Raw genomic sequence first — 22,435 nt, forward strand, 5'->3', positions numbered from 1 at the left:
CTTAAAAACTCAATGAGCAATCCGTTTAAATTCGTCTAAACTTTGTACTTTTGCATTTCGATTAAGTAAAAAGGAATAAAATGAGTTTAAAACAATACATCACACAAAATGTTTTAGAAGCGATTCAAAACGTTTATCAAATCACTCTTGAATCTGTTGAAATTCAGTTTACGAGGAAAGAGTTTGAAGGTGATTATACGTTGGTTGTTTTCCCATTAATTAGAACTTTAAAAGGTAAACCAGAAGAAATCGGTACTAAAATCGGTGAAAATTTGGTTGAAAATAATAAAATTACGGCATTTAATGTGGTAAAAGGTTTCTTGAATATGAGCTTAAGTTCGACAGAATTTTTACAAAATTTTGCTAAAAATGCTCAAAACAACGATTTTGGAATTACAAAAGTTGACGAAAATTCGAGAACTGTAATGGTGGAATATTCTTCTCCTAATACAAATAAACCTTTGCATTTGGGACATGTACGTAACAATTTGCTAGGTTTTTCAGTTTCTCAAATTATTGAAGCAGCTGGAAATAATGTCATTAAAACACAAATTATCAACGATCGTGGGATTCACATTTGTAAATCGATGATTGCTTGGGAAAAATTTGGAAATGGAGAAACACCGGCATCTGCTAATATGAAAGGCGACCATTTGGTGGGTAAATATTATGTAGAATTTGACAAACATTATCGCCAGGAAATCAAAGAACTAGAAGCGCAAGGAAAAACAGAAGATGAAGCGAAGAAAGAAGCGCCAATTTTCTTAGAAGCGCAGGAAATGTTGCGTCAATGGGAAGCGCATGATCCGAAGGTAATTGAGCTTTGGCAAAAAATGAACGGTTGGGTATACGATGGTTTTGCAAAAACATATCAACGACTTGGTGTTGCTTTTGACGAATATTTATACGAATCGAATACGTATATTTTAGGAAAAGACATTGTTGAAGAAGGTTTAAATAAAGGTATTTTCTATAAGAGAGAAGATGGTTCTGTTTGGATCGATTTGACAGCAGAGGGATTAGACGAAAAGTTAGTCTTACGTTCAGACGGAACGTCTGTTTACATCACACAAGATTTAGGAACAGCAGTCGAGCGTTTCAAAAATAACCCGACTTTAGAAGAATTAACTTACGTTGTTGGGAATGAACAAGATTATCATTTTAAAGTATTGTTCTTGATTTTGAAAAAATTAGGTTATGCTTGGGCAGATGCTTTACATCATTTATCGTATGGAATGGTTGATTTGCCAAACGGGAAAATGAAATCTCGTGAAGGAACTGTTGTTGATGCTGATGAATTGATGGAAGATGTCTATGCGACAGCCAAAGAAATTTCGGAAGAGTTAGGAAAGTTAGATGGTTTATCAGAAGCAGAGAAATCTAATTTATATGAAACAATTGCGATGGGAGCTTTGAAATACTACATTTTAAAAGTAGATCCTAAAAAGCGTATTTTATTTGATCCGAAAGAATCGGTAGATTTTAATGGTAACACAGGACCATTTATTCAATATACTTTTGCGCGTATTCAATCTTTATTAAGAAAAGAATCTCCAAAAGAATTTGAGATTAATTCAATCGAACTGAATGATGCGGAAAAAGAGATTATTCGTGCATTGTATGATTTTGAAGACACAATTGAAAAGGCTGCAGTAGAAATGAGCCCGGCGTTGATTGCGAATTATGTTTACGAATTGGTGAAATTATTTAATTCGTTCTATCAAAACAATCCGATTTTGAAAAATGAAGATGAAAATGTGAAAAATTTCCGTTTATATTTATCTCAATGGGTTGCCAATACAATTCAGAATTCATTACGTTTATTAGGAATTGGTGTTCCGGAAAGAATGTAATTACCATATTAAACTAAATAAAATGAAAATGCCACATCAAAAAAGATGTGGCATTTTCATTTTATTTAGTTTGTGCTTTAAAATTTGTATGAAACACCCGCATTTAAAATACCGTTGTAACCAAATCCTGCTTCGCAAAACACACCGATGTTTTTACCATAGTAAACACCAATTGGGCTCACTTGATAAGCCAAGCTCCCAAAAGAACTTTTATCGTTATCTGTTTTGTTGTTGTAATTTGCATAACCCAATCCTGCATTTCCATACAATTGAAATTTTTCTTTTGCGATGTAATTGTATTTTCCATTCGCCATCACCCCAAAAACATTCCATGTAGATTTTCCACTCGGATCTTTATAAGTTACCTTACTTTGACTCCAGAAGCCAGATGCTCCAACAGAAAACCGATTGTTAATCATATAGCGGTAAGTTGCATTAATAGCACCGCTTCCACTAATATGATCCGATTTTCTTCCGGCAATTCCCATTAAAACGCCATCATTAATAAGAGTTCCGAATTCCTGAACAGGTGCTATTCCGTATCCTACACTAATTTCGTGTTTAGAAGAAGTTTGTGCAAATACTGAGGTTGTGATGGTAGACATTAAGATAAGTAATGATTTTTTCATGTATAAATAATTTAAAAATTAATAAATTTGCTCTTATTTATCAAAAAGTGTACCAAAAAAAGTCTCAATGTAATTCTTTTAGTCTAGAATAAAAACAGATTACTCGAAAGTTGATTAATCTTTTTCATTAAGGATTCTATTCAACCTCCTTTCAATCGCTATAATTATAGATATCCAAGAGAAGTTGCTGTTTTAGTTCTTTATATGTTATACCTGTATTTTGCTTTTTTAGTTATGATAAGAGTAAACCTTTATCCTGTTTCTTTACATTTTCAAAAACATTAATAAAATTTTAAAAATCTAAAACTTTTTGAGATAGTATTTACCTTTTCTATCATATCCAGTAAACTGAGTTGATTTTTCTGTTACAAGATGTAAATAAATTTAACCGCTTCAGGGATCGCTTACCTCCAGCCATCTTCTTCCTTCAAAACAGGACGGTCGTAACGAATTTTTCCATCTTTAAATAAAATAGAGAAAGAAAAATTGAGATCATAACGACGTGTAGTTTTTCCTATTTCAATGACAGTGTTTTTTTGTTTTATGGTAATGGCATTTTCTACATAAGTTGTAAAAGAAATACTTTCTCCGACGACAACATTTATATTTTCTTGGTTATCCAACCCATATAAATTGACGATTGAAAAAAGCGAAGAGTAGGTTCAAACCCTGCTTCCTCACACAATTCTGAAAGTCGATTTTCTGAAACAGCATGAAGCTCATTTTCTATCCTGTTCAGACGGTAATTTATTTGTTCTTCTTCAATACCATCCGGTAAAAGAAATTTGAGAATATTTAGATTTTGTTTGATTTGTTTTTTATCTCCTGTAATGTCCAATATAATGAATGTTGCTCCCGCAGTTAGTCTGTCAGCAATATCCTTTAATAAGCTTAATTTGTCACCGTTGTCTTCAAGAAAATGTAAAACCAATAAAAGCGTTGCGGCATTGTATTTTTTCTCAAGTTCAAGCTCAGATACGAAACCATCTATTAAAGTGATGTTTTCATAATTTTGAAGTTTGGCATTTGCTTGTTTGATCATTTCGGGAGAAGGATCAATACCTGTTATTTTCCAAGGAGTAGGTGTTTTTACAAACCGTTCTATTTCGTTCCCGGTTCCACAACCAACCACCAATAATTTTTTTTCGTTAGTTTCACTCAGAAGTTGAGGTAAATGGTCTAAGAAGTAATGATAGTTTGGTATCCATGTTTCAACAAACTGGTTGTAACCGGCTGCCCTCTCATTTTCAAATAATTCTAACTTATTCATTTTTATATGATGTTGATTTACAGTGTTTATAAGGATGTGTGCTTTGTGCAAAATTATAAACTAATTTAGTGTATTGTTACTGTAAAAGCAATTTTTGAGAATGAAAAAGAAAATGAGATTCCTCAGTATGCTCAACCTGACAAGAGAGGAAGTGTTCTGAAAGAAGTTGAGAGTGATATAAAGTTGTGTAGTTTTTCAGATGGTAATTTATTTAAAATAATCAAGCACTTCATAATTCCCGTCATCATACTTTTCCAATAATTCTTTTAAATAATATTTATGTTGAACGCCGGTCAAGATAACGATTTTTTTTCCTTTGTATTTATGAGCCGTTTTAATAATATTCAGAGCCATGGTATTATTTCTTAGATCCCAAAAGTTACACCAAAGCTGGTAACCTAAACGGTATGTGATTTTATCACCGTTGGGTTTGGTTACGAATCTTTTTGAGAAAATAACTTCAGAATTTGTGATTTTGGGTAATTCATGATGCTGAATATGTTGACGATATTTGTTTAAGGCTTCAAATTCTATTGAATTTAGACTTTTGAAATCCCGTTTTGAAAAATGTATAAGCGCCTGATTAGCATCCATATATTTTTTATAAATACCGGCATTGTAACTGTCCAATAAATTATTTTGGTAAAGACTATCAATCAAATCAATGGTCAGCTTATCTGTCGGTGTCATCCCGTTTTCTTTTCGATACGAATTTCGTCCTTCAAATTCGAAAGGAAGATTCAAGGTAGTTGGGTATTTCTTGATATACATAAACGAAGCATTTTGCTCGTTAGAATTGGGGCGAATATCTTCGAAATAGGTTGAAATTTGCGCACTATCATTTTCTTGTAATAGAATGTCAGGTTTAATTTCATCCAATAACTCAAAAAGCATCTGAGGATTTAAAATGGCGGAAGATTCATGGACAGTTCCAATAACAAACAATTTAGTTTTTTCTGCATTTTGAGCAGATGAAATTTGATAAACAAATATGAATAAAAAATAAAATATGTACTTCATTTTTATTGTATGAGTGATTAAATGATAAACTTGGGTAATTCACATGAAATTAAACACAAAGGAATCGCTTGTTGTAAATTTAATAAAAAAATAAATTTGAAAAGAGCATTTCATTCATAAGAATGAAATGCTAACGATACGTTTGTTAAGATTATTTTCGAAGATGTATTAAAAAAGGTAAAAAAGTTGTTTATTTGAATTTTGTAAGAATTAGGAATGAGTCAGGAATTAGAAACAATTGCAGATTATTATAATAAGATTAGTGCAGAACAAGCAGAATTAATGAAGTCGGTTTGTTTTGAACAGGATAAAGCGCATTTTAATATTTCGTTGAGAAGATATTGTAGTTTTAGGAGTCCGTATAGCAGAAGAGATTATTATAAAATAAGTTTGTTTATCGGAGAAGGTGTTTTTAAATATGGAAATACGGAGACCTATATTTCAAAACCGATTTTATTTCTTCCGCCTCCGCATTTATCATATACATGGGAATGTAAATCGAGTTTACAAGAAGGATATTTTTGTTTATTTAATCAACAATTTTTCACTGAAAACAAAGAATTTGAAGTATTCAAAAGAACCTCGTTATTCAAAGATTGGGGTTCTCCATTTGTTGAAATTTCAGAAGAAGATTTGCCTGTAGTTATATCGTATTTTGAACAAATGTATCGACTGAATCAATCCAAATATCCTTTGCGCTATCACAGTATTCGCAATCATTTATCGGCTGTTTTTCATTATATTTTAGAACAAAAAGTAGATGAAATTCATTCGGATGAACTCCCGTCAAATATGAGGTTATACAAAAAATTTGATGAACTTTTGAATACGCAATTTCCTTTAGATTCCCCTGCTCATCCATTGTTATTGAAAACTCCGGCCGATTTTTCGCACCAATTAAATGTTCACGTGAACCATTTAAATTCTTCTGTAAAATCTGTGACAAATCAAACAACAACTCAAATTATCAAACAAAAAATTATAGAAGAAGCAAAGAGTTTGTTACGCTATACCGATTGGGATATTGCTGAAGTGGGGTATACCTTGGGCTTTGAAGAACCGGCACATTTTAATAATTTTTTCAAAAAACATACACAAACGTCACCTTTAAAATTTAAACAAAGAAAATAATTGTCTTTGATTTTTGTAATTTTTTATTTGTCTTTTTTAATCACTTATTTTCTCTTCCGGTTTATTTTTGCTCAGTAAAAAAATGATTTATGTTGAGAGAAGCATCTGAAAAAAGGAAAAAAATTGTAAGTATACTCGGTTTTCTGTCGATTCCGATTTCCGGATTTACAACGGATATCTATCTTCCGTCTTTTCCTTCTATGTCAAAAGCTTTGTTAGTGCCGGAAAGCAGCATTCAGTTGACTTTAACGTGCTTTTTATTGAGTTATGGTTTGTCACAATTGTTTATCGGAAGTTTTTTAGATGCCATTGGACGTTATTACCCAAAGCTGATTGCTTTGGCCGTAGTTTTGGGATCAAGTTTAGGAATTGCTCTTACAGAAAGTATTTCATTAATCTGTTTTTTTCGGGTTATACAGGGAATTTCTGTTGCGATTATCGTGATTGCAACACGCGCACTTTTTATTGATATACATGAGCCTGATAAAGCGAGACATTATTTAGGCTATTTTACAATTGTCTGGTCTTGCGGACCTATTCTTGCTCCTTTTTTGGGTGGATATTTGGAAAAATTGTTTAATTGGCATGCTAATTTTTATTTTCTGGCAATTTACGCGGGTGTAATATTAGTTTTGGAACTGATTTTTAGTGGAGAAAGTATTGTAAAGAAAAGTAAACTGAACTTGAAAAATATGCTTGAAACCTATAAAATGATGCTTCAAAATCAGAATTTTATGTTAGGAATTTTGATTCAAGGGATAGCTTATTCCATTGTCATGATTTTTAATATTGTTGGTCCTTTTTTGATTGAGAATACGTATCATTTCAATTCTGTTGCAATTGGATATTCAACTTTAATTCTTGGTTTTTCCTGGATGATCGGAGGTTTTATAGGGAAAAAGAGAATGTATTTAGATTTTAAAGAGAGTATAGGGGTACCGATCGTCGTACAATTAATTTTAATTGTGCTTCTGATTGGGACTGGAGTATTTTTCCAAAATCTATTTATTCTGATCTTTTTTGCTTTTTTCATTCACATTTGTTCCGGAATATTATTCACCTCTTTTTTTACAACGAATATGATGGCTTTTCCTAAAAATGCCGGTGTAGCAGGAGGGTTGATGGGTGGAATGACATATATAATTACTTCGTTGACGAGTTTTATCATTTCCAGTACAGGAAAAGTAGGAACTCAAAATGATTTAGCTTGGCGATACTTCATTTTCTCGTTTGTTCTATTCCTGATTATTTTTACGATGTACCGCTTGAAAAATAAAAACAGTAAAAAAGTAATCGCAGGATAAATTTGAAGTAATGTTTTATATAGTAGAGTCTTGGAGAAAACTGAAAAAAAATCGTTACAATTATAGAAGCTATAAAGAAAACAAACCTCGCTTATAAAGGTTAAGCGAGGTTATTTTATGTCTTTTTATGATTGATAAATCAATAAAGTAGACGACGAATGCTATCTATTATTTAGTGCGCTATTGGTGTGCAAATTTCAATCAAAAATCCATTGTTATCTAAAAGATAACCGACCTTTTGTCCCCAAGGCTTTTCTGTTAAAGGTTCAAATTCTATTGCGCCGGCATCAATAGCTGTTTTAAAATCTGTTTCAATATTTTCTGATGTAAATGCAAGTTCTACTCCAAACGGTTTTGCTGATTTTTCAATTGCTGTAAATCCTTTTTTCAAATTTGAATTTCCAAGTTCAACAGATGCAAAAGCAATTGTTGTTTCGCCTGAAATAAGTTCGCCATAATCATTTTCAGGTGTTATAAATTTAGTCTCAAAAGCAAATGCTTTTGTATAAAATGCGATGGTTTCCGTTACATTTTTAACATATACAATGGTATAGGCGTATTTCATCTTAATTCGTTTTTAATATTCTTTGTTTCGACTATTTAGTAGTTTTTATGCCATTCCTCCGTTTACACCGATGTTTTGCCCTGTAATCCATTGAGATTCGTCACTGCCTAAAAATAGAATGACCGGGATAATGTCTTCAACATTTCCAATTCTGTTAAAGGCGGATAAAGCGGCTATCTTATTGATTAGCTCAGGGGATTTCCCATTTGTAAATAAAGCGGTATTCATTGGACCAGGTAATACGGAATTTACTGTAATACCTTTGCTGCCTATTTCTTTCGCAAAAACTTTTGTCATTTGTTCAACAGCGGATTTTGTAGCAGAATAGATGGCATAAGTTGGCATCATCAATCGGGAAGTGGAACTTGAGATGTTGATAATTCGCCCGTTTTCCTCCAATTTATCTGATGCTTTTTTCATCATCAAAAAAACACTTTTTACATTTGTCGTAAATTGTTTGTCAAATTCTTCTTCCGAGAAATCCTTGAGAAATTTAGTCATCATTATTCCTGCATTGTTTACAACAATATCTACTTTTCCAAAATGTTCAATTGTTTTTTCAAAAAGATGGTTTACGTCTTCATTTTGACTCACATTCGCTTTAACAGCGATAGCTTTTCCTTCATTTAATGTGATCTCCTTAACAGTTGAAAGAGCTTCTGATTCGTTCGAATTATAATTAATCACAACATTTGCTCCTTTTTTTGCAAATTCTATTGCAATTTGTTTACCAAGTCCTCTGGACGAACCTGTAACGATGACGGTTTTATCTTTTAAGTTGATCATACATGTATATTTTTTTATTCGATAAAATTAAACAAGGAAAAAATAAGAACAATGGTGAAGGTTTCAGAACTTAAGGAAGGAGTGAATCACTTTTTTTACGGAATTGAGAAGGCGTTTGACCTGTATGTTTTTTAAAATATTTTGTAAAATTCGTGGGTTCAAAAGTTAATTTATACGCTATTTCAGCGATTGTTAGATCAGAATACTGCAAAAGGTTTTTTGCAATGTCAATCGTTTTTTCATTGCAAATATCGCAAGGAGCTTTTCCTGTCACTTCTTTTATTGTATTGCTAAGATGTGTAGGATGGATATGCATCATATTGGCTAAATCTTGGATTTCCAAATATACATCCGTTTCTCCCTGTACAATTTTTTCCAAATGATTGTCAAGGATTTGATTAAAATCTTTTGTTATTTCTTCGGGTCTCTTATTCACAAAATTCGTATTTCAATTCAACTAAATTACAACTATAAATGAATCGAACAGAAATTATCGGGAATTATTTACCCTGTAGCTTTTTCCATTTTCTTATTCTTCCTCTTGCATTGGTGTAAGGTGATGCAGTGTTGAATTGTATCATTCTTCCAAGCGTCCATTTTTCGTACCAGCTGACTTCGTAAAGTTCTTGATTCGATTTTCTATGTATTAAATCAAGTATTTGATATACAGTTTCGTCCAATTTAATTTTCAAGGTACCAAAATCATCATCTTTATACTCTTTGTAAAATTTTTGTGCGAGCTTCCCGAGTTCGTTCCATTTATATCCGGTTTCAGGAAAATCAACAGGCTCGTTTCTCTCTTTTTTATCGTTCCACTTCAAAACCAATTTTCCCCACCCAATAAGGTAAGAAAGAAGGTTGTTTATACTCATTGTTGTTCCTTTTGCATGCCCTTCCAGATTTTTCAAAGTTGACATGTCGTAAGAAACTGTCGCGAGTTCATTTTTTAATTTTTCGTAATTTGTTTCAATTGCTTTTAGCAATTCTTCTTTATTTGTTGGAACAGCCATAATTATTTATATTACTAAATTAGTATATTGTTTTAAGAAAAGCAATTTTGTGAACAGGAACGAAAATATTTTTAGCAGAGAGATGTACAGTCTTGACTTTTTGGTTACTTTTTAATCAAGTAAAAAGTAATATACCTAAGCTCCACCGGAGCTTCTTCTCTCCATCTCAAATTCTTAATTTCAAACGTTTTTCAGGTTTTCTATTGAGAACAGATGAATAAAAAATGAAAATAAACATGTTTCGAAGCTCAATATGGCAAAAAAATCCTTTATTGAAAAAGGATTAAATGATTAAAAAAGAGGAGGGAATTCCGACGATTTAGAATAGAAATGTTCATCAAATCTAAATTATTTATACAGTTGGCTAGGAGAGATACCGAATTTCTTTTTAAAGGCAGAAGAAAAATGCCGTTGATTTTTGTAACCAATCAAATAAGCTATTTCACTAATTGTGAGATGTTGTTCGGTAAGTAAGGCTTTAGCATATTCCATTTTTTCATTCGCCCAAAAAGAAAATACAGTGGTACCAAAAATTTCTTTAAATCCTTTTTTCAATATAAATTCGTTTGTTCCGGCCTGATGTGCCAAATCGATTAAGGAGTAAGAGCTATTCAGGTTATTGACAATGAAATCTCTTACAACGTATATTTTATCTATATCCTTTCTTTTTAATGTTCCTTTATAAGGAGATGCTGTATGAAATTGTTCTAGTTGAAGCAATAATAACTCAATTACTTTAGCTTCTAAAAACATGCGCTTAAACAACCCTTTCTTCTTGCACTGTATAATTTGTTCTAAAATTTGATACATCTGATGATTGATTTGATGATGTTGTTGATGAAGTAAACTAGAGTTCCCTTTTTCAATTGCATTTTTAAATTTATCAAACAGCTGGCTCTCGTGAGGTAAAAATCGTTTAAAAAACGACTTACTCAGATTAATTTCACAGATTTGAAAATGGTCACTTTCCCATTGCATTTTACCACATAAACCATTTGTGTAGATGATGTTATGGGAGTTTGAGTCAAAACTAATGTTACGATCGAATTTAGTTGTTTGTGCAGTACTTTTTCCTTTTAAAGCGAAATGCATTTCAATAGTCTCGAAGTCTGTTTCAAAACCTAGCAGTAGTTTATGAGGTAAATGCATATCACCAAATCCAATATGGACTCCGTCAAAATAAATTTCTTGGTAAAAACCTTTTCCTATAGAAGAATTTAAATAGGTCGTTGTTTCCTTTAAAGCATTTTTATCAACGTCAAAAAAAGAAGCAGGATATTCCTTTTCTACTAAGGTCTGGTTGTTTTTAACATCATATAATCGTAAAGCCATGGTTCGTGTTTTTTGCGGACTTTTTAATCCTTATTTGAAACATTGTGGTGGAATTATCCCACTACATTTGTCAAATGTATTAATTATTTAGAATTATTCTTAATAGTAAATAATTGTTTTTATTGAAATAAAGTAAAACATAGGAGATAATTCGTAAAAAATAGTAACCACACTTTATACAGGAGAAGAAGATGAATAGACAAAAACAAATCATATTAAACGATAATTTACCAAAGGTGATGTGGGAATTATCTTGGCCGGCAGTAGTGGCAATGGTACTCTATGGCTTGAATAATTTCTTGGACGGAATTTTTGTAGGGCATCTTATCAGTAATACAGCGCTGGCTGCTGTTGGAGTTGCTTATCCATTAGCTCAGTTTGCACAAGGATTTGGAACATTAATAGGAACCGGAATTGGTTCTGCAATTAGTATTTGGATAGGAGCGAAAGACTCTTCCAAACTAGAAAAAGCGTTTGGTACAGTAAACTATTTGACTCTTCTATTTTCTGTACTGATCACAATTCCTTGTTACATTTTTGCAGATAAATTAGTTTACATGATGGGCGGCCGTGAGGAGATTTTAACTTTAGGGGTAGAATATTTTCGCGTAACAATTCTGGGTAGTTTCTTTTGGATTCATGGACTTGCTTTGAACATGATTATTCGTGCAGAAGGACGGATGAAAACAGCAGCCTGGATGATTGCTGTCGGTTTAGTAGTCGATCTGGCGTTAAAGCCTTTATTCATAGACACATTTGGCTGGGGAGTTGCGGGAGCAGCATGGGCTACAAATATTTCAATGATTATATACACGTTGTTGGGAATATGGTATTATGCAGGAGGAAAGTCTTCATTTAAAACAAAGTTCTGGTCGCTGAAGAAAGAGAAAGAAATTATGAAAGAAACACTTTCATTAGGAACACCGGGCTTTATTATGATGATTATGATTGTTATTCAGAATATTGTGGTATTTAATGCGTTGGCAGAATATGGGACTGCTGCAGATATTACATTCTTTACGGCAGTTAATCGCTTTTACATCTTATTAAATACACCTTTATGGGGATTGATGCGCGCATTACAACCGGTTACAGGTATGAACTATGGCGCAAAAAAATATGACAGAAGCATTAAGGCATATCGCTTATTTTCATTCGTTGGCTTAGTCATATTACTCCCTTTTTGGCTTTTTGTCATGTTATTTCCATCCGAAGTTTTAACAATAATGATACCCGATATGAAATTTCTTCCTGGTCAACTCATGGACTTTCGCATTTACATGAGTGTGCTTTTAGCATTGCCCTTTGTTTTTATGGCTATGGTTTGGTTTCCGGCAATAGAAGAAGCTAAACCGGCTACCCTTATAAGTATTCTTCGCCAAATGGTATTTTATATTCCGATTATGCTTATTGTCCCTGGTTTTTATGGGGTAAGCAGCATTTACCTAGCAAGTGCTGTTATTGATTGGGTGATTTTTTTTATCGTGATTTTTACCGTTTGGAAAAGTGTGAAGAAGTTGCAAGCAAAATCGATTGTAACACCATAATCTATTCATAATGAATTAAAAATTTTATACGTCTACATAAATTATTTAAACATGAATTATTCAACTAAAATTAAATGGTCATTTATATCAGCAATTATCGCATCAGTACTTTGGGTGATAGGAGATATTTTGATTGTAGGGTTCGATACAAATCCAGCTGATTACCCTTTATTATCTGAAACATATGCCGAACAACTTGACACAAGCCTGGCAGTATTAATGGTAGAAGGTTCGTCTCAACGTCTAATGTTTGGCGCTTTGATCGCTTCTATGTCTGCTTTTTTATTTTTACCGGGTATCTGGTTGGCGTATCAGTTTTTCAAACAGAAAACAAAACCTCATGCTTGGTTAACACACTTTATTTTAATGATTAGTGTCGTTTTAATGCCCTTAGGACATGCTGTTTTTTATTTTAATGGAGAAGTATTTAAGGCTATTCTGCATACTGACCCGATAGCTCATCCTTATCTGATTAAAATAGCAGCAGATTTTACGAAAGTACTCTATATGACATGGGGAACAGCTATTATGGTATTATTAATTGGATGGTTGTTGTATTCTATTATGGTATTTTTGGGAAAGACCACTTTACCGAGATGGGTTGGATTCATTTCCCCAGTTTTTCTGACATTATATCAAGTGCCAATTAAATTAATGTTACCGGATTCTGTGCTAAAGGCCTGGATAAGTGCTGCCGGATTTAATATTTCTTATTTGATTTTCTTTGTCTTGCTCTTCATACTTTTTAAAAAGTCATTGCTTGAAGAAAAGAAAGAAGAGAGGCAAAGTAATGTTATTTTATTTCGAAAAAATACCCATGTGGGACTTGCTTCAACACTTAACTGATTTTAGTAACAGCCATTTGCACTTTTGAGGTAAATGGCTGTTGTTATGTATATCTAAGATGATAAGAAAACTTAGTGAGGAAGATTGAACGAATTATTTCATCAAATCAAATGTTCCTTCTAAGGTTATGCTGCTTCTCTTACCACGGGGACTTTTATCATCTGCAAATGTTCCGAAAGCAGTTACCTTTCCTTCTTTAACATCAATAACCTGGCTAATAGATAAACCATCTTGCTCTATCCAGTTAAGAAAATATTGATGATTATTCAGTTTTTTGTAAAAGACTTTTTCACTTCCTTCACTTATCTTTCCTTCAGAGGTTGTTGTTTTCCAGTGCAATGTACTGTCAGATAAATAAGATACCTCTGCTTTAAATTCAGGATAGGTTAAAAGGGCCTGTTGACCAATTAAAGGATAATCGTCGGTTGTTTTTTGAGAAACAGGTTTGTTATCGGTTGTGCTTTTTTCGTGTGATGTCTGACAAGAAGACAAGAACGAAATTGTTAGAATTGCTATGATGTTTTTCATTTCTATATTTATTTAATGTGTGATTAATTCTTTTGAGTTTCAATAAACTGTTCGAAATGTACAATTTTAGGATGATGTTCTTTTGATTTGTAGGTTAAAAATTTTATTTAATTGGATTTGTAACGATTAAATTTTTTAATATCATGCTACCTGAATGTTTCCAATTAAAGAGAGAAGAATAGTTTAGTAAAATAGATTTAAAGTCACGACGTTTTGTCTTTTCGTTAATTCGTTCGAAGGTCGCTGAGTGTCAATAATGAAACCCAAACTAAACTACTGAGAAGGAACTCAGAATGAGATTGAAAAACATAGAACAACTAAAAACGGAGAACTGAAAGTTCTCCGTTTAATATTTATTTTATAGTGAGGATCTTTTTAACCTCTGAAATGACCCACCCATTCTTTAAATTTACCGAATTGTTCTAATAGAAATGATTCTTTTTCTTCTTCCTCTTCCGAATGAACATCTGATCCAATTGGTAAAATATGTTCGAAATAAGTTCCTTTCAATACTTTATTTAATAAACCTTCTCCCATAAATGGTTTGTCATCGTTCAAGGTTTTAGTTGCTTTCAGTAAATGGCGAATGTCATATTGCAACGGATTGATATCCGGAACCTGCTTGTTTAAATTCAGTAATTCATACACTGCAATTCGTGCAGTACGAACAGAACTTTCCATTGTAAAGACCACATCATTATTCGTCTCTACAAACTGCCCTACAAGTCCTAAGTTTTTACAATCTTCGGGTACAACCTGAGGACGATCGCCTTTTGCTCTAGGCATAAACATAGACGTGATATAAGGCATGTAAGCAGAACGTGTAATGGTATTTTCGATCACCTGATCAATTTGATCTACAATACCTAAATGATAACACAATTCGGTTAAGATTTCATTTCCAGTACAAGTAGGCATCGTTTTTTTGATGTAGTTACCTTCTTTGTCCATAAACAAGGCGTAAACCCAAAGGACTAAAACATCGTCCGGTTGTGTCGGAAAATGTGGCTGGCGATTACAGGTGAAACTCATCAGCCAATTAGAATCTGTAATTGTAATGATACCACCCGTAACTGTTTTTCCTGAATATGGATCATTGACAGAATATTCTTTTAATTTTTCAACTAATGCTGAAGGTTTACAGGTTAAAGTGACAGATTCCCATGATGATTTTTCAATATTGCTGCAAAATTTTTCCGGATGACCAAAAACAGGAGATTTCGCAGAAAGATTTTTCCATAATTTCCATCCTGCACTTTGCCCACTTGTCGTATTATCGATTGCCAGAATAGGAGCGGTAGTGTTATCTCCATATGCAGTGTCTTCTGTCATAGAACCGGTTGTGACAATAACATAATCATTTGGCGTAACAGGAATAATGATGTCTTTTCCGTCTTGTTCTGTTATAATTCCTTTTACAACTTTTCCTTCTGTATTAACCAGAATATCTAAATCTTTTACCAAAGTATTAAGCTGGATTTTAACTCCTTTTTCCTTTAACCATTTTCCTAATGGTGTCACGAAAGTATCGTATTGATTGTATTTAGGGAAAACCAAAGAGGAAAGATCGTTCAGTCCGTCAATGGCATGTAAAAATCGGTGCATATACAATTTGAGTTCAAGTAAACTATGCCAATTTTCGAAAGCAAACATTGTTCGCCAAAACGTCCAGAAATTACTTTCTAAAAAAGTTTTACTGAAATAATCTTCGATGGTAAGATCATCTAATTCTTCTTTTTTCTTTAGTAAAAGTTTAATGATTGCCAACTGATCTTTTTTGTTCAACCCAAATTTGCTAAAGTCTTTTACTTTTCCTTGTTCATGAATCAGACGGGCAATAGAATAGTTGGAATCGTTATCATTAACGAGTCTGTATTCATCTAAAACACTATAAGGTTCAGGAAGTTCCAAGGCAGGAATGTCTTGGAAAATATCCCATAGATTTTCGTAGGTACAATCCATTTCCCGGCCTCCGCGAATAATGTAACCGTCTTTTGCGTTTCCTGCACCATCTAATGAACCGCCCTCAACATGAAGTTGTTCTATAAAGGTGATGTTTTCAGGTGTAAAATGACCGTCTCGAATAAAATAATAAGCAGTGGCTAAACCTGCAATTCCACTTCCTACAATATAAACTTTGCTGTCTTTGTACGATTTTGTAGGAATCCCTTTGTTACGTTGATAATTTCCAATCTGATCTGAAAAAGGATAGGATTTTTCAGGAGTATTTCTTGGTGTTTCTTTACTTGCATCAGGCTGGTGATCTATATTTCCATAGATGTCAGAATTAGCTAAAACTTTGTCAAACTTTGAAGTAATTTTATCCATAATTTAGATTTTTAAGATTCTTGAATAAAATTACGTATTATTACTGCGTTAAAGTATCCCGAAATTCGCTATTTGTATCCCAAATTTCATTTTATCAAATGTATTGTTGTTTTCTGTACTGTTGCGGAGAAATAGAAGTATATTTTTTAAAAAAACGACCGAAGGAAGAAGAAGAATTAAATCCTAGCTCTAATGCAATTTGAGCAATTGTTTTCTCCGAATATCCCAACAAAACATAAGCCTCTTTTAATAAATATTCATCAATAATAACATGAGGTGTTTTTCTTGTTGCTTTTTTGACAAGCTGAATCAGATATTTATTGGTGATGAATAATTGATCGGCATAAAATTGTACATCCTGATGGGTTATGATATTCTCTTGAACCAATTGTATAAACTTGCAAAATAAGGTGTTGATTTCAGGAGATTCATTCTCTTGATTTTCTGCTCGTTGTTTGCCAATAATAGAAGCACATTCAAGAAGTAAACTGAAAATAATAGAGCGTATTATATCTTCTAAAAATAAGACCTTTCGTTCTCTTTGTTCTTGAAGATAATTGATTAACATCAAAAGATTTTTTGATTCAGTTTCATTGGTTTTGCAAACTGTAAAACTTTGATGAGTAAAAAGATTCAGTTTATCAATAAAAAAGGGATTTGAAATATTTTTGAGAAGAAAATTCTTCTCAAAAAATAATAGTTTCATTCTGAAATCATGGCTTTTATCTAAAATCTTCAAAACAGTGGAAGGAGCTGAAATCAAAAATTCACTTTGGGAAATAGAGTATTGTTGAGAATCTATTTCAACATCAATTTTACCCGATAAACAAATACAAAATGCATAGAAATCAATTCGAAAAGATTTTTCCGGAAATGTAAAAATTGGATTACCGGACGATATATAATATAATTTATTGCAATTTACACCATAAAAAGACAACGTCTCTCTTAGATTTTCATAGTTTTTCATACTTGAAAACAATATTTGGTTGGATTTTTTATGGCAGTAGAGTTGACAAGGCTAAAATAGGAATTGTTTTGGAAGCAGAAAAAAATGAAACTAGTCTTTGTACGAATTAGAATGATAAACAGATAAAATAAATTGTGTTCAAATCATTAAAAAAGCAGAGTTGAAATTTTTCATAGATATGATTATTTTTTTAGTAAAATAATGTATATCAAAAAGTTGTTTTTTAATATTTTGGAATTTTCCTGGTCTGAATAAAATTTGTCTCCTTATTTGTCCCCCTTTCAGGAATTGATTTAAATCACTAAAACTATAATTTTAAAGAATAGAAAAGACTTTGTAAGTTAATTCATGTGATTAACCATTATAGAATGGTAAATCTTATGGTGTGATATAATTAAAATTAAAAATATATAAAAAATATGTACGAAGGAACAATTGGTGAAATTCGGATGTTTGCAGGTCAGTTTGCCCCTAAGAATTGGGCTTTCTGCCATGGACAAATTTTACCTATTAATCAGAATCAGGCTTTATTTAGTGTACTGGGAGTAATGTATGGAGGAAATGGTGTAACGACTTTTGCTTTACCGGATTTTAGAGGCCGAATTCCCGTAGGGTTTTCAAATGAAATTCCTTTAGGGGAAATGGCAGGAGAAGAAGCACATGCTTTAACCTCTACAGAAATACCTGCACATATACATCTTGTAGAAATAAAAGGGAATCATTTTAGGGTAAGTGCGGAGGATGCTACTCAAGCAAGGATTACATCAGGTTCTAGCCTAGCTGCACCTGTCGAATCAAGAGGTCGTATGAAAGTTCCTACACAAGGTTTTGTAGAGACAGAACCGAATGTGGGGTTAAATAGTAACTCCGTTGATTTAGGAGATGTTACGCTGCAACCGCAAGGAGGGAATCAACGACATGAAAACCGTATGCCTTCTTTAGGGATGAATTATGTGATTTGTTTATTTGGAATCTATCCATCAAGAAATTAATTTATGGAACAAACAATAGGAGAAATTAGAATGTTTGCTGGGAATTTTGCCCCTTATGGATGGATGCTTTGTCAGGGACAATTATTGTCTATAAGTGGAAATGAAGCGTTATACTCTATCATAGGAACGTTTTACGGGGGAGATGGTATTTCTACTTTTGCTTTACCAAACCTTGCTAGCCGTGTACCAGTTGGAATGGGACAAGGATTGGGATTAAGAAATATTATTTTGGGTGAAGAAGTAGGAATAGAAAATGTGACACTTACGAATCCACAATTACCTGCTCATACTCATGCTATAGATAAGAATTCAGTACAAGTAACAAATGGAATTGCGAGTAATATGTCATCTACTGCACACGAACCAACAAATGGAAAAAGTTTGGGTGTTGCAACAAATAAAGGAATTTCAACTTTAGGGTATAACCAAGAAGTACCTAATATGACGTTACATGAAACTACATTGAAAAATGAAGATTTAACGAAAACAACTTTACCGGTTGGAGGAAATCAGCCCCATAACAATATGCAACCTTATTTGGGAATTAATTTTATTATAGCAATAGAAGGAATTTATCCTTCAAGAAGTTAGAATTTATGGAAGAAGCTTATATAGGAGAAGTGAGATTATTTGCTGGCAATTTTGATCCAAGAAATTGGGCATTTTGTCATGGTCAATTAATCGCTATTAGACAAAATACGGCCTTGTTTTCAATATTAGGGACAACATACGGAGGAGATGGACGAGTAACTTTTGGCTTACCTGATTTCAGAGATCATGTGGGGATGGGTGTAGGACAAGGACCTGGATTATCTGCAAGAGTATTAGGTGAAACAGGAGGAGAAAAAAATGTAACACTATTGACACATGAAATGCCATCTCATATACATGAAGTTGTGTTGTCAGATGAACCAAAATTAAAAGTTAGCTCGTCACCGGCTACGCAAACGACACCTATTACAGGTTCGTCAATTGCTCAGCCCGGATTTTTGGTAAACGGTTCTTTTGCTCCAACAATGGGGGTGAATTTAGAAGAACCTGCAGTAGAATTAAATGCGAATATAGACATGAAATTGAGAACACAGGTTTCAGGTGGATCAATTGCTCATAACAATATGCAACCTTATATTGGGATGAATTATGTGATTTGTTTATATGGAATTTTTCCTCCCAGATGGTAATTAAATAAGAAAGATATGGAAAGTAATAGACGTTCTTTTCTGAAACATACCGCATCTTTAATGGGAATTGCGATGTTGAATCCTTCGTTGAAAGGGTTGGCAAATGTTTCTAAAAATATACAAGGGTTAGCTGACACATCAAATCTAACCATTTATCAAAGTAATGATGTGGACTTATCATTCAATACATCAATCTATCGCATGATAAAAAAAGAATTGAATGAGCAGGAAACAAAAGGAATTTTAGTGGATGCAGGGAATTTATTTCGATTAGAACAACTCAATCAAGAAACACTTCAATCAATCAATTCTATCGGTTATCATGCAGTTGCGTTAAGTGCAAATTATTTAAAACTAGGAACTCAACCATTTTTAAACTTGGCTAAAGCGTTTAATTTTTCCTTTGTTAATTGCAATTATACTTCAAAGGAAGAGGGGTGGAATGAAGCTGTTTTGCCTTATGTAATATTGCATACCAAAGATTTAAAAATTGGTATAACCGGAGTGGCTGAGAATAGCTTTAATTCTTCGATTAGAGTTGAAAATCCATATAAAGCAGCAACTCGAATGGCAAAAAAACTGAAAACAGAAGACAAATGTGATTTAGTAATTTGTTTATCACAACTGGGAATGGAGAAGAAGAAACTAAACAGTAAAGATCTGGCGTTGAAGAGTGAAAGTATTGATTTTGTTTTGAGTACGACACAAGGACAAAAATTACATTATCCGTTGATATTAAAAAATAAAAAAGAGCAAGAAGTTATTTTGACACAAGGTGGAATGGGTGGTGAATTAGTATGTAAAAATAACATTGGATACGACGAGGAGAAGAATCGGAATGTATTTTCACAAGAGTTTATTATGCCGACGAAATCTTTTGCGAGTTCAACAGAAATTTTTAGCAAAGTGAAACAATTACAAATCGTTTGAGAACCATAAAGTTCTTATAAAAAATAATAGAATGATGAAAAAAACTTTACATTATTATACGTTCACACTAGTATTTCTTCTCGGATTTGTTTTTTCATTTGCGCAAAATTTACCTTATATTGAGGATTTTGAGAATGCAGACAATGGCAGTTATTCTTTTGTAAGTAATGGAAAATTATTTAAAATAGAAAGTTCTCCCTCAGCAGATTATGCACAAGGAACATTCCGTGTACAAGGAAATTATCCCGGTACAGGTTGGAATGGTTTAGCGATAGATAATAAATACATTGATAATGATGGTGCAGCAGAATTTGGAGTTAACCCAAGTTTTAAGATAAAAAGTGAAGGGTTTAATTTTACCTCGCAAAATTTTTATCTTTTTTTAGCTGATTATAATTTACAACAATTTCCTCTCATTATGCCTGCGCCAATTACAATAAATGGAAAAGAGAATGGGACAGTTATTTTTACAACACTTTATATTCCTTTAAATGCTCTTATGACGAATGGATATGTTCAAGTTAATTTGAAAAATATAAATGGAATGAATTATTCAAATTATGAAATCAATGAACTTGAAATTTCTACAAGTAATCCGACAAATTATGTTGGATTAGACGCATTTACCTGGACAGAAGTCACACCGCCTTTACCAACAATTTGGGAAAATGGAGTTTGGAGCGATGGAGAGCCAACAGCTACTAAAGATGCTATTCTACGAGAATCTTATACTCATAATTTGACAGCAAAATCGTTGACATTTGAAGCAAACGTAGTTGTTCCTTCAGGAATTACCTATACTGTTGTAAATAATGTGGATAATCCTTCGAATCAAGTTGTTTTTGAAAATGGAGCTTATTTAATACAACAAAATGATAATGCAATCAATGTAGGAAATATCAGTTTCAAACGTCAATCGAAACCAATTTATCGATTAGAAACCTTGGATTGGTCTTCTCCTGTTTTCGGACAAAATATTTTTGCGTTATCGCCTAAAACCCTTCAAAATCGTTTTTATCGATTTAATGAAAATACGAATGCTTGGGTAGCCGATGTCAATGAAAATGATGTTTTTCAACGAGGAGAATACATCGCCTTCAGAGCTCCAAATAATTTTAATAATTATGGAGAAGGTGTTGCTAAAATATTTGAAGGAACTTTTACAGGGATTCCAAATAATGGATTTGTTTCAAGAATGCTTACAAAAAATAATGTTGGAAATAATGCAGTAGGTAATCCTTATCCATCTCCAATTGATTTGAAGAAATTAATTGCGTTGAATACGAATTTAAACATTTCGAATGTCTTTGTCTGGACACACAGTCAACCAATAGTGAATGGTGAATTCACAGGAAACAATTGGATTATTTATACAGATGAAATGGGATGGAGTGATCCTTCGATTACTTCCACAGTAATAGGTGTAGGTCAGGGATTTATTGTACAAGCAGAAAACAAATTACCGGGTCCGTTACCAATGCAGTTGTTTTTTAATAACAGTATGCGGGTTTCAAATCATGAGGTCGTGTCCTATAAACATAATGAAGACGATAAATTTTGGTTGAGTTTGCAAAAAGATAATCTGTCTTTAAATTCTACTTTGATAGGATATAAAGAAGGTTCTACAAAAATGTATGAGAATAGTTTTGATGCAGAACCAATGCAAATCTATCCAGGAGTTTATTCACTGCTTGATCAGAAAGAAATGTCGATCCAGGGGAGAGGAAGTCAATTTGATTTGAAAGATCGATTTAAACTGGCAATTAAGATTTTAACTCCTGGAAATTATACTATTTCGCTTTCTAAAGCAAATGGAGTTTTTGCCCAAGGACAAGCAGTTTATTTAATAGACAAAGAGACAAAAACGTATACGGATTTATCAAAAGAAAATTACAATTTCATCAGTGACAAGGGGTATTTTACAGATCGATTTGAAATTGTATACGATAGCAGTTTACTTCATGTAAATGAATTAAATGAAAGAAATAAAGTCGATGTTTACACAGAAGGAAAAACAATTTTTGTACAGTCTTCAGAAAAACTAAAATCAATAAAAGTATACAATTTAGAAGCTAAATTAATCAAGACAGTTTCTTCCGTAAATGCTTTGAAAACAAGTGTTGTAATGAATACAAATGCAACTGTACTCATTGTTTGGATAGAATTATATGATGGGACAAAAATTTCGAAAAAAATAATTGTAAAATAAATTG

Annotated in this window: 22 protein-coding genes; 10 read left to right on the plus strand and 12 right to left on the minus strand. The window is 32.7% G+C overall.

Annotated features, from left to right (window positions below; genetic code table 11):
* Positions 1–80 precede the first annotated feature (80 nt).
* The gene (gene argS, locus H277_RS0100380) at positions 81–1,853 is read left to right on the plus strand and encodes an arginine--tRNA ligase (RefSeq protein WP_019973571.1); all 1,773 of its coding nucleotides are present in this window, start codon (positions 81–83) and stop codon (positions 1,851–1,853) included.
* A gap of 77 nt (positions 1,854–1,930) precedes the next feature.
* Here the strand turns inward: argS and H277_RS19535 are convergent, their stop codons facing one another.
* From H277_RS19535 to H277_RS0100400, 4 genes are all read right to left on the minus strand, one after another.
* The gene (locus H277_RS19535) at positions 1,931–2,482 is read right to left on the minus strand and encodes an outer membrane beta-barrel protein (protein WP_081623178.1); all 552 of its coding nucleotides are present in this window, start codon (positions 2,480–2,482) and stop codon (positions 1,931–1,933) included.
* A 404-nt stretch (positions 2,483–2,886) separates the two neighbouring features.
* Entirely contained in the window at positions 2,887–3,105 is a 219-nt protein-coding gene (locus H277_RS0100390) for a hypothetical protein (RefSeq protein WP_019973573.1), read from the minus strand.
* The gene (locus tag H277_RS0100395) at positions 3,084–3,752 is read right to left on the minus strand and encodes a class I SAM-dependent methyltransferase (protein ID WP_019973574.1); all 669 of its coding nucleotides are present in this window, start codon (positions 3,750–3,752) and stop codon (positions 3,084–3,086) included. Before H277_RS0100395 ends, H277_RS0100390 begins: the two co-directional genes overlap by 22 nt.
* Before the next feature lie 207 nt (positions 3,753–3,959).
* Entirely contained in the window at positions 3,960–4,772 is an 813-nt protein-coding gene (locus tag H277_RS0100400) for a hypothetical protein (RefSeq protein ID WP_019973575.1), read from the minus strand.
* A 216-nt stretch (positions 4,773–4,988) separates the two neighbouring features.
* On the opposite strand from H277_RS0100400, the gene H277_RS0100405 reads away from it, so the two are divergent.
* Positions 4,989–5,903 carry a helix-turn-helix domain-containing protein gene (locus H277_RS0100405; RefSeq protein ID WP_019973576.1) on the plus strand — a complete coding sequence of 305 codons (915 nt, stop codon included), beginning with the start codon at positions 4,989–4,991 and terminating at the stop codon, positions 5,901–5,903.
* A gap of 89 nt (positions 5,904–5,992) precedes the next feature.
* Positions 5,993–7,207, plus strand: coding sequence for an MFS transporter (locus H277_RS0100410; RefSeq protein WP_019973577.1), 1,215 nt, complete (start codon positions 5,993–5,995; stop codon positions 7,205–7,207).
* Between the two features lie 172 nt (positions 7,208–7,379).
* Here the strand turns inward: H277_RS0100410 and H277_RS0100415 are convergent, their stop codons facing one another.
* From H277_RS0100415 to H277_RS0100435, 5 genes are all read right to left on the minus strand, one after another.
* The gene (locus H277_RS0100415; protein WP_019973578.1) at positions 7,380–7,772 is read right to left on the minus strand and encodes a VOC family protein; all 393 of its coding nucleotides are present in this window, start codon (positions 7,770–7,772) and stop codon (positions 7,380–7,382) included.
* Positions 7,773–7,817: 45 nt separating this feature from the next.
* A complete protein-coding gene (locus H277_RS0100420; protein WP_019973579.1) occupies positions 7,818–8,558 on the minus strand; it encodes an SDR family oxidoreductase in 741 nt (246 codons plus the stop codon).
* Between the two features lie 70 nt (positions 8,559–8,628).
* Positions 8,629–8,994: a helix-turn-helix domain-containing protein gene (locus H277_RS0100425; protein WP_019973580.1), complete on the minus strand. Its 366-nt coding sequence runs from the start codon at positions 8,992–8,994 to the stop codon at positions 8,629–8,631.
* A 64-nt stretch (positions 8,995–9,058) separates the two neighbouring features.
* Positions 9,059–9,568, minus strand: a complete 510-nt coding sequence (locus H277_RS0100430) for a ClbS/DfsB family four-helix bundle protein (protein ID WP_019973581.1) — start codon at positions 9,566–9,568, stop codon at positions 9,059–9,061.
* 348 nt (positions 9,569–9,916) lie between these two features.
* The gene (locus H277_RS0100435; RefSeq protein WP_019973582.1) at positions 9,917–10,900 is read right to left on the minus strand and encodes a helix-turn-helix transcriptional regulator; all 984 of its coding nucleotides are present in this window, start codon (positions 10,898–10,900) and stop codon (positions 9,917–9,919) included.
* Between the two features lie 191 nt (positions 10,901–11,091).
* Here H277_RS0100435 and H277_RS0100440 point away from each other — a divergent pair, with 191 nt between their 5' ends.
* Positions 11,092–12,447 carry an MATE family efflux transporter gene (locus H277_RS0100440; protein ID WP_019973583.1) on the plus strand — a complete coding sequence of 452 codons (1,356 nt, stop codon included), beginning with the start codon at positions 11,092–11,094 and terminating at the stop codon, positions 12,445–12,447.
* A 51-nt stretch (positions 12,448–12,498) separates the two neighbouring features.
* Positions 12,499–13,293 carry a DUF6796 family protein gene (locus H277_RS0100445; RefSeq protein ID WP_019973584.1) on the plus strand — a complete coding sequence of 265 codons (795 nt, stop codon included), beginning with the start codon at positions 12,499–12,501 and terminating at the stop codon, positions 13,291–13,293.
* Between the two features lie 93 nt (positions 13,294–13,386).
* Here H277_RS0100445 and H277_RS0100450 read toward each other — a convergent pair whose 3' ends face one another.
* The 3 genes from H277_RS0100450 to H277_RS0100460 all read right to left on the minus strand — a co-directional run bounded on the left by H277_RS0100450 (position 13,387) and on the right by H277_RS0100460 (position 17,119).
* A complete protein-coding gene (locus tag H277_RS0100450; protein WP_019973585.1) occupies positions 13,387–13,821 on the minus strand; it encodes a MoaF-related domain-containing protein in 435 nt (144 codons plus the stop codon).
* A 375-nt stretch (positions 13,822–14,196) separates the two neighbouring features.
* Complete coding sequence (locus H277_RS0100455; protein WP_019973586.1) at positions 14,197–16,149, minus strand: oleate hydratase; 1,953 nt, start codon at positions 16,147–16,149, stop codon at positions 14,197–14,199.
* Positions 16,150–16,243: 94 nt separating this feature from the next.
* Positions 16,244–17,119: a helix-turn-helix domain-containing protein gene (locus tag H277_RS0100460; protein WP_019973587.1), complete on the minus strand. Its 876-nt coding sequence runs from the start codon at positions 17,117–17,119 to the stop codon at positions 16,244–16,246.
* Positions 17,120–17,538: 419 nt separating this feature from the next.
* On the opposite strand from H277_RS0100460, the gene H277_RS0100465 reads away from it, so the two are divergent.
* From H277_RS0100465 to H277_RS0100485, 5 genes are read left to right on the plus strand one after another with little or no spacing between them, the layout of a single operon-like run.
* Complete coding sequence (locus tag H277_RS0100465) at positions 17,539–18,111, plus strand: phage tail protein (protein ID WP_019973588.1); 573 nt, start codon at positions 17,539–17,541, stop codon at positions 18,109–18,111.
* Positions 18,112–18,114: 3 nt separating this feature from the next.
* Entirely contained in the window at positions 18,115–18,702 is a 588-nt protein-coding gene (locus H277_RS0100470) for a phage tail protein (RefSeq protein ID WP_019973589.1), read from the plus strand.
* Between the two features lie 5 nt (positions 18,703–18,707).
* Positions 18,708–19,292, plus strand: a complete 585-nt coding sequence (locus H277_RS0100475; protein WP_019973590.1) for a phage tail protein — start codon at positions 18,708–18,710, stop codon at positions 19,290–19,292.
* A 15-nt stretch (positions 19,293–19,307) separates the two neighbouring features.
* The gene (locus H277_RS0100480) at positions 19,308–20,222 is read left to right on the plus strand and encodes a bifunctional UDP-sugar hydrolase/5'-nucleotidase (RefSeq protein ID WP_019973591.1); all 915 of its coding nucleotides are present in this window, start codon (positions 19,308–19,310) and stop codon (positions 20,220–20,222) included.
* 34 nt (positions 20,223–20,256) lie between these two features.
* A complete protein-coding gene (locus H277_RS0100485; RefSeq protein ID WP_146810280.1) occupies positions 20,257–22,431 on the plus strand; it encodes a helix-turn-helix domain-containing protein in 2,175 nt (724 codons plus the stop codon).
* The last annotated feature ends 4 nt before the right edge of the window (positions 22,432–22,435 follow it).

This window comes from Empedobacter brevis NBRC 14943 = ATCC 43319 (genome assembly GCF_000382425.1).
GTDB lineage: Bacteria > Bacteroidota > Bacteroidia > Flavobacteriales > Weeksellaceae > Empedobacter > Empedobacter brevis.